Raw genomic sequence first — 13,359 nt, 5'->3', positions numbered from 1 at the left:
ATGACAAACGTTTGTTCTCCTCTTATCCTGGCCCGGGTTCCCACAACCTGTTTTCGCCCCTCGCCTCATCCCAAGGAGAACCATGCGTCTGTCCATCCTGGCCCTGTCCTGCTCGCTGCTGCTCGCCGCGTGCGACGCGGGCACCACCCCCCGGACCCCACCCCGCCCTCCTGCCCCGCCGTGACCGGCCCCGTCACGGGCATCCCCACCATTCAGGGAAGCGGCGCGGCCAGCCCCCTGGTGGGCCAGGGCGTGACCGTGCGCGGCGTGGTGACCGCCGATTACCAGACCGGCCTGGGCGGCTTCTACCTCCAGGACGCCAAGGGCGACAATGACCCCGCCACCAGCGACGGCCTGTTCGTGTTCACCGGCAGCGCGCCGCAGAATGTCGCGCCCGGCGACTTCGTGCAGTTCACGGGCGTGGTGCGGGAGTACAAGGCGAGCAGCGACAAGAAGGACGACACCGCCACGCAGCTCGACACGCTGAGCGACTTCACGAAGTGCGGGGGCGGCCTCGCCCTCAAGCCGGTGGAGGTGAAGGCCCCCTTCAACGACCTGGAGCGCTACGAGGGCATGCTCGTCACCTTCCCCGAGAAGCTGACGGTCACCGACAACTTCAGCTTCGGGCGTTACGGCGAGCTGGGCCTGGCGGCGGGCGGGCGGCTCTTCACCCCCACGAACGGCAACGTGAGCACGACGGCCGAGCAAAACGACGCCCGGCGGATCATCCTCGACGACGCGAGCAGCAAGCAGAACCCGGCGACCCTTCCCTACCTCGACACGAATAAAACACGCCGGACGGGCGACAGCGTGACGGGCCTGACCGGCGTGCTGCGTTACGGCAACGACGCCTTCAAAGTCGAGCCAACCGTGGCGCCGACCTTCGTGAACGAGAACCCGCGCCCGGAGCGCCCGAAGGATGTGGGCGGCACCCTGAAGGTGGCGGGCGCGAACGTGCTGAACTACTTCGTCACCTTCGGCCCCAATGACCGCGGCGCGAACAACGCCTACGAGTTCGGGCGCCAGAAGGCCAAGGTCGTCGCGGCGCTCAAGGGGCTCGACGCCGACATCGTCACGCTGATGGAGGTGCAGAACAACGGGGACACGGCGCTGCAAGACCTCGTGGGCGGGCTGAACGAGGCGTACGGCGCGAATACCTACGCGGCGATTCAGACCGGCGTGATCGGCACGGACGCGATCAAGGTCGCCATGATCTACAAGCCCGCCCGCGTGACGCCCGTTGGAAGTCCGCTGGTGGACGACAACGCGGACGGCGTCTACAGCCGCCCGCCCCTCGCGCAGACCTTCCAGGACAAGGGCACGGGCGGCGTGCTCACAGTCGTCGCCAACCACCTCAAGAGCAAGGGGAGCTGCCCCACGAGCGGCGATGTGGACACCGGCCAGGGCTGCTGGAATCAGCTCCGGGTCCAGCAGGCGCAGAAGCTGCTGGGCTTCGTGGACCGCCTGAAGACCCGCAGCGGCGACGCGGACGTGCTGCTGATGGGCGACTTCAACGCCTACGGCGACGAGGACCCCATCAAGGCCATCGTGGCGGGCGGCTTCGTGAGCGAGAACAAGCGCATTCCCGCCGAGGACCGCTACTCGTACCAGTTCGGCGGGCTGTTCGGCTACCTCGATCACGCGCTCGCCTCTACCAACCTCGACACGCAGGTCACGGGCATTACCGAGTGGCACATCAACGCCGACGAGCCCACCCTGATCGACTACAACGTGGAGTTCAAGAACAACCCCAACTGCACCAGCGGGAACCCGGCGGGCAGCTCCTGCACCTCCCCCGACCTCTACCAGCCCAACGCCTTCCGGGCGAGCGACCACGACCCCGTGCTGATCGGCCTGAACCTCACCCGCGACGAGGTGCGGCCAGCCCTGAGCGTGAGCGCGGGGGGCGCGACGAGCGCCACGGCGGGGCAGGCGTACACCCTCGGGATCAGCACGAACCCCACGCCGGACAGCCTGAAGGTGAACTGGGGCGACGGGAGCGCCGAGGAGACGCTGACGCCGACGGCCACGAGCGCCACCCATACCTTCGCCGCCGCCGGAGCGTACACCGTCACCGTGACGGCCACGGCGGGCACCCAGACGGTAACCGCGACCCTGAAGATCACCGTGAACCCGGTGCCCACGGGGGCGGGCAAGCTCGTCGTCAGCCAGGTGTTCGGCGGCGGCGGCAACTCGGGGTCGGTCTACAAGAACGACTTCATCGAGGTTTTCAACGCGGGGGACGCGCCCGTGAACCTCGCGGGCTACTCGGTGCAGTACGCGAGCGCGTCGGGCTCTGCCTGGCAGGTCACGCCCCTGACCGACTTCAACCTCGCCCCCGGGCAGTATTACCTCGTGCAGGAGGCGGCGGGCACGGGTGGCACGGCGGCCCTGCCCACCCCGGACGCGGCCGGAACCATCGCCATGGCGGGCGCAGCCGGTCAGGTCCTCCTCGCCGAGGGGACGGCGGCGGTCACGAGCAAGGCGGACGCGAACGTGCGCGACTACGTGGCCTACTCGGGCCTGACGAGCACCACGAGCGCCAGCCGCGCGAACGGGGGCTGCACCGACACGGACGCGAACACTGATTTTGCGGCGGGTGCGGTCGCCCCGCGGAACTCGGGGGCGGCGCTGAACGTTTGCCCGAAGTAACTTCCAGACATTCAGGAGGCAGGTGACCCGACTGAAGGTCACCTGCCCCTTCTCTTGCCGTCAGTGAACCGGCTTGATTTCCGACAGGGAGGTCGAACTCGATTCGATGCGCTGCTGCCGGAGCTTGCCGAGTTCCTGGGCATCGACGGCGTTGTCGGCCATCACGATGGTCTGGCACAGCAGCAGCAGGGAGGCGCTGATGCTGCCCGGGAGGGGACGGGTGCCCGAGGGGTCCAGCACCACGCCCCGGCCCCCATCCGTGAGGATCAGGACGGTGGGGCCGACGAGGAGTCCGGCGCTGGCCGGGGAGGCCCACGTCCTGGCCCGGCACGCCATGAGTTCCGCCCGCCAGCGGTCCGCGTCCCGGTCACCGGTGTCCGGGGAAGGCGGTGCCCACGCGATCAGGTCCCCGATCAGGTCGTGGACGGCCCCGCCCTCATCGTGGCCCAGCCGGGTGAGTGGCCCCAGCAGGGCGTCGCGGGTCGTCTCGCCCCGCTGCCAGGCCAGGGCGGCGCCCAGGAGGCCAGCGCCCTGGGGAGAGTCGGAAGGAAGGTCGGTCGGGCTGCTCATCTTGCACCTCCAGCGGATGGCCTCAGTTCTCGCGCTGTCCCCGAGGGTAGCCCAAGGCGGGCCTGCCGTGAAGGCCGGGCGGCCCCGATCCAGGGGCTGACGAGGAGCCAGGAGGTGGGCCTCGCCCGCGCGGCCGACTTTCTCCCTTCCCTCCCCGCGGGTGAGCGGGGGCACTGGTCCGCACCGGCACCCCAAGATGTGAAGTCGCCCAAGACCCTTTTATCTCCTTCTCGGCAGCAGCACAGATCGTGTGGGGTGGTCTTCACGGGCCTTTCGCGGATGAGCTTTGCGGGCACCGGACAATCAGCCTTGTCGGAAGACACCCGCCATGGGGCGTGCCCGAAGTCAGGACCAGGCAGGAAAGAGAGGAAGGTATGACCGGAAACAAGACGGACGTTCGCTCGGGGGGCAGCGCGCGGGGCTTTGCCAGGATGGACCCGGCCCGGCAGCGCGAGATCGCCAGCAAGGGGGGCAAGGCGGCGCACGCGAGCGGCCACGCCCACCAGTTCACCTCCGAGGAGGCCCGGGAGGCCGGGCGCAAGGGGGGACAGGCCTCCCACTCCGGGGGGCAGCGCGCCCGCAAGCCGCAGGTCACGCGGTAGGGCCCAGTTCATACCGCTGAGCGCGGCAGGCCAGAGAGGCTGGGGACGTGAATCTCCCCAGCCTTTTGCAGTTCCGGGAAGACCCGCAGTCAAACGCGCTCAGGGCGGCTTCCCCGCCCCCGGGCAGGACCGCGCGCCAGGACGGCCCAACCGGCAGCAGGCCGGGTTCTGCCAGATGCGCAGGACATACACGTGCCCCCGGGATAGCAGACGGAGAGCGGGGGCCTCCGGGTTCTCGGGACCTACCGGCTCAACGCCATCCCGTCCACGACGTACACCGACGGCAGCCACTCCCTCAAGGCCGCCTTCGACTGGGCCACGGCCCCCCGACCGGGAGGGCAAACCGGGAGGTCAGGCCCGCGCCGGGGTGGCGGCACCCGTGCGGGCGGGAACGGGGGCGGGGCGGACGGGCGGGCGGAAGGAGCGCAGCCGCAGCGCGTTGCTCAGCACGAAGACGCTGGAAAAGCCCATCGCCGCCGCCGCCAGCACCGGGCTGAGCAGCCACCCGAAAGCCGGATACAACGCGCCCGCCGCGACCGGGATCAGCACGACGTTGTACGCGAAGGCCCAGAACAGGTTGAGCCGGATGTTCCGCAGGGTCGCGCGGCTGAGGGCCAGGGCATTCGGCACCCCACGCAGGTCCCCGCTCATCAGGATCACGTCGGCGGTCTCGACGGCCACGTCCGTTCCGGTGCCGATGGCGAGGCCCACATCCGCCTGGGCGAGGGCCGGGGCGTCGTTGATGCCGTCCCCGACAAAGGCCACCTTGTTGCCCTTCGCCTGCAACGCCTTCACCGCGTCACTCTTGCCGCTGGGCAGCACCTCGGCCAGCACCTCGTCGATGCCGAGCTGTCGGGCGATGGCGTTCGCGGTGCGGGCGTTGTCCCCGGTGATCATGGCGACCCGGAGGCCCTGGCGATGGAGCGCCCTCACCGCCTCCGGGCTGCCCGCCTGGATGGGGTCGGCCACTGCAATCGCGGCGGCAAGCTGGCCGTCGATGGCCGCGTACAGCGGGCTCTTGCCCTCGTCCCCCAGCCGCTCGGCCTGGGCGGCGAAGGAGGCGACGCTCAGGCCGAGCCGTTCCATGAGGCGGTCGGCGCCGACCTGCACCAGATGGCCCCGCACCCGCGCCTCCAGCCCGTATCCGGGCACGGCCTCGAAGCTCTCCAGGGGAGGGAGAGCCACGCCTTCCCTCTTCGCCGCGTCCACGATGGCGCGGGCGATGGGGTGTTCGCTCTGTTCCTCCGCCGCCGCGACCAGCCCCAACACCTCCGCACGGTCGAAGCCGGGGGCGGTCACGAGGTCGGTGAGTTCGGGTTTGCCCTTGGTCAGGGTGCCGGTTTTGTCTACGGCGATCACGTTCACGCCCTGCAAGCCTTCGAGCGCCGAGCCGTTGCGGAAGAGCACGCCGAGTTCGGCGGCCTTGCCGGTGCCGACCATGATGCTCGTCGGGGTGGCGAGGCCCATCGCGCAGGGGCAGGCGATGATGAGCACGGCGACCGTGTTCACCAGCGCGAAGCTCAGCGCCTGCTGCCCACCCACCAGCAGCCAGACCAGGAAGGTCAGGGCGGCGATCCCGAGGACGATGGGGACGAAGACCGAGACGACCCTGTCCGCCAGACCCTGAATGGGAGGTTTGGAGCCCTGGGCCGTCTCGACCAGCCGGATGATCTGCGCAAGGGCCGTATCGGCGCCAATCCGGGTCGCCTTGAACTGGAAGGCGCCATTCTGGTTGATCGTCCCGCCGACCACGGGGGCACCTGCCTGCTTGGCGACCGGGACCGGTTCGCCGGTGATCATGCTCTCGTCGACAAAGGAGTTGCCGGAGACGACCTCGCCGTCCACCGGCACCTTCTCGCCGGGGCGCACCGAGATCAGGTCGCCGACCAGGACCTCGTCGACCGGGAGTTCGAGTTCCTGACCGCCACGGACGACACGTGCCGTTTTGGCCTGGAGGCCCAGCAGCTTCTTCATCGCCTCGCTGCTTCTTCCCTTGGCGACGGCCTCGAAATACTTGCCCAGCAGGATCAGGGTGACCACGACCGCCGAGGCCTCGTAGTAGACGTGGGCGGTGCCCTCGGGGAAGACCTGCGGGGCCAGGGTGGCGACGAGCGAGTAGAGGAAAGCCGCGGAGGTGCCGATCATCACCAGGGCGTTCATGTCGGGCGAGCGGTGGCGCAGGCTCTTCCAGCCCAGGCGGTAGAAGCGCAGCCCCGGGCCGAACTGCACGGGGGCGGCCAGCAGCAGCATGATCCAGCTCAGGGTGGACATGCTGACCCGCTCGTGCAGCCACTCGCCAAAGGACATGGAGAGCATCGGGAGCATCGCCAGGATCAGGAGGGGCACCGCGAAGAGGGCACTGAAGGCAATGGCCCGGCGCAGACCCCGCACCTCCCGATCGCGGGCCTCGCGTTCCTGGTCGCTGCGGTCCACGCCCGCCTGGCTTTCCAGCACGGCGTACCCAGCGTCCACCACCGCCGCCTTGAGCTGCCCCGGGCTGACGCTCGACGGCAGGTACCTCACGCTGGCCCGCTCGGTGGCGAGGTTCACCGAGGCGTCCAGCACCCCGTCCACCCGCCTCAGGGCGCGCTCCACCCGGCCCACGCAGCTCGCGCAGGTCATCCCCTGCACGCCCAGCTCCAGTTCGCTCACGACGGGCTCGTACCCGACATCCCTCACCTTGTCCAGCAGCGCCTGGGGGGTGGTCTTTTCCGGGTCGTAGGCCACCGTCGCCCGCTCGGTGGCGAGGTTCACAACAGCACTCTCGACCCCCTCGACCTTCTTCAGGCCCCGCTCGACGCGGCCCACGCAACTGGCGCAGGTCATGCCCCCCACCCCGAGTTCGATGGTCTTCGTCATGTCCTGCTGCTCCTTTCGGATAATCCCCCCGGGGGGGATACCAGTAAGACCACCATAGCTCCTCTCGATTCGAAGTGCAAGCAACGTTCTGGAAGGGGTTGGAAGCGGTGAATGGGGATGGCCGGAAGGAGTGGCGATGGCATTCTCGCCCTACCCACCCCAGGAGGGGCTGGACGGGGGGCACGAACCAAGACGGACGCAGGAGGCTTAAGGGTCACCCTGTTCCCATCTCGCAATCTGTATCCGTTTATTCGGATATAAGGATAAGAGATGCGAGATCAGGCCGTGACCCAGCCTCACGAACAAGACCTCCTGCGCGTGAGCGAGTTGTTCCGGGCGCTCTCCGAGCCCGTGCGGCTGCGGCTGCTCCTCCTGCTGCGTGACCAGGGGCGCACGGTGGGCGATCTGGTGGACGCCCTGGGGCTGCCGCAGAGCACCGTCTCGCGCCACCTCGCCGTCCTGCGCGGGGCCTCCCTCGTGCGGGGGGAGCGGCGCGGCACCCGCGTCACCTACCACCTCGCGGATGTACACGTGGCCCACATCGTGGGGGACGCCTTCCTGCACGCCCGGCACGAACGGCTCGGCCTGCCCGAACGGGACGCGCATTGACCTCTGCCCCCTTTCCCCAGGAGAACCCATGACCCACTCGCACGCCCACGGGCACTCCCACGCGCCCGCCCACTATGGCCGGGCCTTCGCCATCGGCATCACCCTCAACGTCGCCTTTGTGGCCGTGGAGCTGACCTCCGGGGTCCTGGCACGGTCCCTCGCCCTGATCGCGGACGCCGGGCACAACGCCTCGGACGTGCTGGGCCTGCTGATCTCGTGGGGGGCCTACGTCCTCTCGCGGCGCCGCCCCAGCCCCCGCTTCACGTATGGCCTGCGCCGCTCCTCCATCCTGGCGTCGCTGACCAACGCCGTCCTGCTGCTTGTCGCCGTGGGGGCGATCCTCCTGGAAGCCGCGCGCCGCCTCCAGGCCCCCGAGCCGGTCGAGGGCGGCCTGGTGATCGGCGTGGCGGCGGTCGGCATCGTGGTCAACGCGGTGACCGCGTACCTGTTCGCCTCAGGGAGCAGGCACGACCTGAACCTGCGGGGCGCCTACCTGCACATGGCCGCCGACGCGGCTGTCTCCCTGGGTGTGGTCGTCGCGGGGGCCCTGATCCTGCTGACCGGTTGGCTGTGGCTCGACCCGGCCATCAGCCTGATCGTCGCCGGGGTGATCACGGTCGGCACCTGGGGCCTGCTGCGGGACTCGGTCCGGCTGGCGCTGGACGCCGTGCCGGAGGGGGTGGACGCGGCGGGCATCCGCGCCTACCTGCGCGCCCTGCCCGGCGTGGCGGGGGTCCACGACCTGCACGTGTGGGGCCTGAGCACGAGTGAGACCGCCCTGACCGCCCACCTCGTGATGCCGCAGCCGCGCGTGGACCAGGCCTTCTACGCCGAGTTGCGCCGCGCCCTGCACGACCGGTTCGGGATCGAACACGCCACCTTCCAGATCGAGGCGGGGACGGGGGCGGGTTCATGCGCGCTCGCCCCGGACGAGGTGGTGTGACGCGGCAGCACGGGGACGGGGGCGTCGGGTGCCCCTGATCCTGCCAGCCGAAAGGTTCTCCCGGTGGTGGCCACGTGTTCTCCCCCGGTGTGAAGATCACCTCCTCACATCAGACTGTGCGGGCTGCCGTGGCACGACGAGAAACCCACCGGGGCAGGACGGCTCCTTCTATGTCCGCAAAACCTTGATCAGGCGCGCTTACAGGCCTAAACTAGTCGTAATCCCCCCAGGGGGGATAGAGAACGGAGGAGAGGATGAATACCACTGAACTGAACGTCACCGGCATGAGCTGCGGTCACTGCCAGAGCAGCGTGACCAAGGCCCTGAAGAGTGTTCCCGGCGTGACGGAGGCCCGGGTAGACCTGCAAACTGGGAAAGCCGTCGTGGAGGGCGACGCCAGCCCCCAGGAATTGGTCAGGGCCGTGGTCGAGGAGGGCTATGGCGCCCAGGTCGTGACCGGCTGATGACCAGGACCCCGCGCAAGGCGCCTCACGCCCCCACCGCCGAGGACGAGCACAAGCACCACCTGTGCATGCCCGAGGAGAGCCGCAAGAAGGCGGCGCGGCGCCTGGCGATTGCCCGCGGGCACCTGGAGAGCATCCAGCGCCAGCTCGACGATCCCCACGCCTACTGCATCGACGTGCTGCGCCAGCTCAGCGCGGTGCAGGGGGCGCTGTCCGGCGCGGCGGAGGTGGTGCTGCGCGGGCACCTGGAAGCGCACGTCGCCACCGCCGCCCTGCGCGGCGACGAGAGCGAGATCGTGGAAGAGCTGATGGAAGCGCTCAAGTACACCTGACTGGGGAACACGCTGGGCCGGGAGCCGCGCCGCTTCCGGCCCTCGTCTTGGAGCAGGTGAGCCGCCGAGCAGACCGCAGCGCCCACTCCGTCATCGTCATGGTGGGTGCCCTTTTGCAGGGGCGCGTCCGTCAGTTCCAACCCGCCAGGAAGAATGTTGGATGGGGAGACCACCACGTCTCCCCTTCTCGCACTCGGACGATGGGCGGTGGAAGAAGCCCCGCGCTCCAGCTATTTCCCAGGAGCGTACTGCGCCAGCCCCCCCGCCTTCTCGAACGAGGCCTGGAGGTCGGCGGCGGGCTGCGTGGGTTTGCTCTTCGGGTCGCCGGGCAGCGTCCGGGCGAAGACCTCCAGCACGTCCGGGTAGCTGTCCCCGTCGGCGTCGCCCCCTGCCTGCAACACGGAGAAGAGGACCTGGGGAAACTTCGAATGCTTCCCGGCCTCGGCGTCGGCGCGGAAGGCGGACCGCAGCGCCTCGCCGAAGGAGTTCCAGGGCGGACCTCCCGTGTCCTTGACATGGCAGTAGGTGCAAGCCATCACCCGGCGGTCGAGTTGCCACAGCGGGTTGTCCCGGTCGTAGTGGAACTGCACCACGGCCTGGTTGCGGTACTTCGGCATGGCGAGGGCGACGGGGGCGGCCAGGACGACGAGTCCCGCCAGGGCGCAGGCGAGCGCCTCCGTCCGTCCCAGCCGCTTCACCCCAGCCACGCAGGTCCCCCGAAGTCCCCGCCCAGGATGCCCCGCGCGTCGAGGTTCAGCCAGCGGGTCAGCGCCGCCGCGTACACGCCGCGGAAGTCCTGCCGGTACTTGATGTCGCCGTCCGACAGGTCCTCCAGGTCGGGGCTGTCGCCGTGGATGCCGCCCTTCACGCCCTTGCCGAAGGCGAACATCACGCTGCCCTTGCCGTGGTCGGTGCCCGCGCTGGCGTTCTCGGCCACCCGGCGCCCGAACTCGGAAAAGCCCATCACAACCACCCGGTCGGCGAGGCCCTGCGCCTCCAGGTCCGCCTGGAACGCGGCGAGGCCGGAGGCGAGGTGGCCCAGGAGTTCGTCCTGCTCAGCGCGCTGCCCGGCGTGGGTGTCGAAGCCGCCCAGCGAGACGTACAGCACCCGCTGGCCGGTTCCGGCGGCAATCAATCGGGCGGCGTCCTGAAGCTGCGCGGCGAACTGGCCCTCGGGGTATTTGGCGCCCGGGCGGTACTTGGAGACGTTTTGCTGCACCTTCTGCGTGTTCGTGAGCATCTGCCGGGTGGCCCGCTGGAGGTACGCCGCCTCGCCCGTGCGGGAGGTGTTCAGCATCGTCTGGAAGGCGCCGTCCAGCCCTGCCGGGAGCTTGACCTGGAAGTTGTCCACCCCGTCGATGCTGGGCAGGCTGAAGTCGGCGGCGCGCAGGGCCTGCGGGGTGGTGCCGCCGATGTTCGACGCGCAGAAGGGGTCGCCGATCTTCTCGGCGATGCGCCCGATCCAGCCCTCCGCCTGCGCCTGGGTGGGATCGGCGGTGTGCCAGATCGCCATGGAGGCGAAGTGGCTGCGGTTGGGGTTGGGGTAGCCCACATTCTCCATCCAGGCGAGGTGCCCGGCATCCCACAGGCCCATCAGCGGCTTGAGGGAGGGGTGCATCCCCAGGTCGGGCGTCAGGGTCAGCACGTCCTTCTTCGGGATGGCGATGTTGGGCCGCGCGGCGTAGTAGGCGCCGTTCGAGTAGGGGATGAGGGTGTTCAGGCCGTCGTTGCCGCCGGTCAGTTGAATCACCACGAGCGTCTTCGTCCCGCCCGCCTGCGCCGCCGCGCGGGCGAGGAAGCCGGGCATCCCGCTCGTCACGGCGACCGCCAGGGCGGAGTATTTCAGGAAGTCACGTCGGTCCAGGGTCATGGGTTACCTCGGGGGCTCAGGCGAGCTGGAACTCGGGGCTGATCAGGGTCAGGTAGGTGCGCTGCTTCGGATTCAGCCCGTCCAGCGCCGCCTGGAGGGGAGAACGCTCGGTGCCCAGCAGGGCGAGCGCGGTTGGGGGCTTCTCCAGCGTCGGCGCCTTGGCCCCCAGGGTGAGGGCGGCGGCGAGCTGCATGCGGGTGAGCAGGGCCGAGTCGTTGATCCACTCGCGGCCCCCATCCCAGCCCTTCACGGTGTCGGGTTGCAGCAGCAGTTGGCCCATCTTGCTCGCGGTCTGGACGAGGTTGAGCATCTGCTTGGCGTCCAGCCGCGGCTGGCCCAGCGTCCGCACGGCGCCCACGACGAATTCGACCGGGGAGCGGATGATGGCGGCGCGGCGGGTGTAGAAGACCTCGCTGGAGAGCAGTTCCTCCAGCACCGCGCGGACATTGCCGTTCGTGCGGCGCCAGGTCTCGGCGCTGGCGGCCACGGCCCCCTCGTCGGGCGTGTCAGCCACGAAGGCGCGGTGCAGCTTGCGGGACACGAAGGCGGCGGTCTGCGGGCGTGTGGCGGCGATCCGAACGATGTCCTCGCCGCTCAGGTTGCCGCTCTGGCCCAGGTAGGTCTTGCTCCCGGTGTCGTGGAGGTTGGGCCTCGAGACGAAGCGCGGCTCCTCCAGGAAATTCTTGTTGCCGCGCCCGCCCTCGTAGGTCCAGCCGGTCAGGGCCCGGGCGCCCTCATGCACGTCCTGCTCGGTGTAGTTGGGTTGAGCGGGCGTGCCGAGGCCGGTCGTGAAGAGTTCCAGCAGCTCGCGGCTGAAGTTCTCGTTGGGCTTGCCCTTCCGGTTCTGGTCGTTGTCGAGATACCGCAGCATGGCGGGGTGCCGCGCCACGTCGAGCGCGAAGGCCGCGAAATCGGTCGTGGCCGCGTGCCGCCGCAGCAGCGCGAGGTAGCCCGTCAGCATGGGGGCGTTCTTCACCTTGTCGGTGCCGATCACGAAGTGGTTGCTCCAGGTCAGCGCCAGTCGCTCGCGCAGCGGGTGCGGGCCGTAGAGCATCTCATACAGCCAGGCGCCGCGGGCGAGCTGCGCCGCCGCCCCGGGCCGGGTGCCCTGCGTGGGGTCGAAGGGGTTGCCGGGCGCGAGGTCCATGCCGAAACTCAGCGCCTCCCGGGCCACCTCGCGGGCGTCGCGGCCCACCAGGGCGCGAATCTGCGCGTCCGTCGCGCCGAAGGCAGTGCGCCGCAGGAAGTGCGCGGCGTCCTCGGGGGTCAACTTCCGGGTGTGGGGTTGCAGGCTCATCGGTTCTCCTTATCTGCCAGAGTCAGCGGTGGGCAGAAAAGTTCCCAGCGCCGTGGGATTCACCGCCCGCACGTTCGCCAGCACCTGGGTCAGCGCCGCGCCGGGCAGGTTGCCCACCAACCACACGAAGCGCCCCCCCACCCGGCGGGAGGCGACACCGGGGGCAGCGGCCACATCGCGGGCGGCTAGGACGAGCGCGAGCACATTCACCCCATCGGTGAGGGACACGTCCAACCGGCCATTCGCCCGGACGCGCACCCCCTCGGGCACGAAGCCGGGGGGCAGCCGCAGGCCGGGGAAGGCGGCCAGGACCGCCGCGCGCAGCCCCTCGGGAATCGCGGGCACCCGGACCTGAACCCGCGTGGGCTGGGCGTTCACCTTCAGGAAGGCCGCGCGCCGGGCGAGCGACCCGTCCGGCATCCGCTCCTCGAAGGCCAGGGGGATGTTCCAGGCCTGGTCGATCCACAGGGTCCAGCGGGCGGCCTGCCCCACCTTCGGCGTCAGCTCGAAACGGGTGGACTGGCGCCCCGCCACCGGCTCCGTTCCCGCCCGGCTGACGGTGAAGTTGCGCGCCAGCAGCGCCGGGCGGAAGGGGACGGCGGGCAGGGCGTTCGCCCGGCGGGTGGGCACGCCCCGCGGCGGAAAAAGGACCGTGACTTCCACTTGCCCCCGCGCCGCCACGCTGCGCGCCTGGCGCAGGGCGGCGCTTAGGTCATCGGCGTCAGCCGCACTCGCCCCACCTGCCAGCAGCAGGGCGGCCAGCAGGAGGCGCCTCACGGTGCACGCCCCCCGCGCATGGTCAGATCATCAAGCCTCATCTCTCCTGTGAGCCGGAAGAGAGGCAAAAAGTTCCAGGACCAGGCGGAGCGCGCCGTTCTCCCGACGGACTTCCCTAGAAACGCCGCCTTGCGGGCAAGCGAGAGGCATGAAAAAAGCCCCTCCGTGGTGGAAGGGCCCTGGGCTTCTGTATTGTTGAAAAAGAAAAACCCCCGCGCTGACCGACTGTTCCGGGACCCTGCGGTCCGAGTATCATAGGCGCAGCCGTGTTTCACGACCCAGTTCGGCATGGGATGGGGTGGTTCCGCGGCGCTGTGGGCACGGGGGTGTCTGCGTTAAAGGAAAAACGCACGACATCTGCGATGTCGGAGCAAAGAATAAGGG

Annotated in this window: 12 protein-coding genes and 1 rRNA gene; 6 read left to right on the top strand and 7 right to left on the bottom strand. The window is 69.7% G+C overall.

What is annotated here, in order from left to right; genetic code table 11:
• Positions 1 to 180: 180 nt before the first annotated feature.
• Positions 181 to 2,652 (top strand): ExeM/NucH family extracellular endonuclease, encoded by a 2,472-nt coding sequence (locus DAERI_RS20175; protein WP_235610486.1) that lies wholly within the window; start codon positions 181 to 183, stop codon positions 2,650 to 2,652.
• Between the two features lie 60 nt (positions 2,653 to 2,712).
• On the opposite strand, the gene DAERI_RS20170 is transcribed toward DAERI_RS20175, so the two are convergent.
• Positions 2,713 to 3,222, bottom strand: a complete 510-nt coding sequence (locus DAERI_RS20170) for a hypothetical protein (RefSeq protein ID WP_103131240.1) — start codon at positions 3,220 to 3,222, stop codon at positions 2,713 to 2,715.
• 374 nt (positions 3,223 to 3,596) lie between these two features.
• Between DAERI_RS20170 and DAERI_RS20165 the strand changes: the two genes are divergently transcribed.
• A complete protein-coding gene (locus DAERI_RS20165; RefSeq protein WP_103131239.1) occupies positions 3,597 to 3,824 on the top strand; it encodes a KGG domain-containing protein in 228 nt (75 codons plus the stop codon).
• A gap of 351 nt (positions 3,825 to 4,175) precedes the next feature.
• On the opposite strand, the gene DAERI_RS20160 is transcribed toward DAERI_RS20165, so the two are convergent.
• Entirely contained in the window at positions 4,176 to 6,683 is a 2,508-nt protein-coding gene (locus DAERI_RS20160) for a heavy metal translocating P-type ATPase (protein WP_103131238.1), read from the bottom strand.
• A 270-nt stretch (positions 6,684 to 6,953) separates the two neighbouring features.
• Between DAERI_RS20160 and DAERI_RS20155 the strand changes: the two genes are divergently transcribed.
• The 4 genes from DAERI_RS20155 to DAERI_RS20140 all read left to right on the top strand — a co-directional run bounded on the left by DAERI_RS20155 (position 6,954) and on the right by DAERI_RS20140 (position 9,031).
• Complete coding sequence (locus DAERI_RS20155) at positions 6,954 to 7,292, top strand: ArsR/SmtB family transcription factor (protein ID WP_103131237.1); 339 nt, start codon at positions 6,954 to 6,956, stop codon at positions 7,290 to 7,292.
• 28 nt (positions 7,293 to 7,320) lie between these two features.
• Entirely contained in the window at positions 7,321 to 8,235 is a 915-nt protein-coding gene (locus tag DAERI_RS20150; RefSeq protein ID WP_103131236.1) for a cation diffusion facilitator family transporter, read from the top strand.
• A gap of 254 nt (positions 8,236 to 8,489) precedes the next feature.
• Positions 8,490 to 8,699, top strand: coding sequence for a CopZ family metallochaperone (locus DAERI_RS20145; protein ID WP_103131235.1), 210 nt, complete (start codon positions 8,490 to 8,492; stop codon positions 8,697 to 8,699).
• Complete coding sequence (locus tag DAERI_RS20140) at positions 8,699 to 9,031, top strand: metal-sensitive transcriptional regulator (protein WP_103131234.1); 333 nt, start codon at positions 8,699 to 8,701, stop codon at positions 9,029 to 9,031. The genes DAERI_RS20145 and DAERI_RS20140 overlap by 1 nt, the downstream gene beginning before the upstream one ends.
• A 230-nt stretch (positions 9,032 to 9,261) precedes the next feature.
• Here the strand turns inward: DAERI_RS20140 and DAERI_RS20135 are convergent, their stop codons facing one another.
• From DAERI_RS20135 to rrf, 5 genes are all read right to left on the bottom strand, one after another.
• Entirely contained in the window at positions 9,262 to 9,738 is a 477-nt protein-coding gene (locus DAERI_RS20135) for a hypothetical protein (RefSeq protein WP_235610485.1), read from the bottom strand.
• Positions 9,726 to 10,901: a DUF1501 domain-containing protein gene (locus tag DAERI_RS20130; protein WP_103131233.1), complete on the bottom strand. Its 1,176-nt coding sequence runs from the start codon at positions 10,899 to 10,901 to the stop codon at positions 9,726 to 9,728. The genes DAERI_RS20135 and DAERI_RS20130 overlap by 13 nt, the downstream gene beginning before the upstream one ends.
• A 16-nt stretch (positions 10,902 to 10,917) precedes the next feature.
• Positions 10,918 to 12,198, bottom strand: coding sequence for a DUF1800 domain-containing protein (locus DAERI_RS20125; RefSeq protein WP_103131232.1), 1,281 nt, complete (start codon positions 12,196 to 12,198; stop codon positions 10,918 to 10,920).
• A 9-nt stretch (positions 12,199 to 12,207) separates the two neighbouring features.
• Positions 12,208 to 12,975 (bottom strand): LolA-like protein, encoded by a 768-nt coding sequence (locus DAERI_RS20120; protein ID WP_103131231.1) that lies wholly within the window; start codon positions 12,973 to 12,975, stop codon positions 12,208 to 12,210.
• A gap of 209 nt (positions 12,976 to 13,184) precedes the next feature.
• A 5S ribosomal RNA gene (gene rrf, locus DAERI_RS20115) occupies positions 13,185 to 13,301 on the bottom strand.
• Positions 13,302 to 13,359 lie beyond the last annotated feature (58 nt).

This window comes from Deinococcus aerius, from assembly GCF_002897375.1.
Lineage (GTDB): Bacteria > Deinococcota > Deinococci > Deinococcales > Deinococcaceae > Deinococcus > Deinococcus aerius.
The sequence above is the reverse complement of the archived record's forward strand: the minus strand, read 5'-3'. Positions and strand labels throughout refer to the sequence as shown.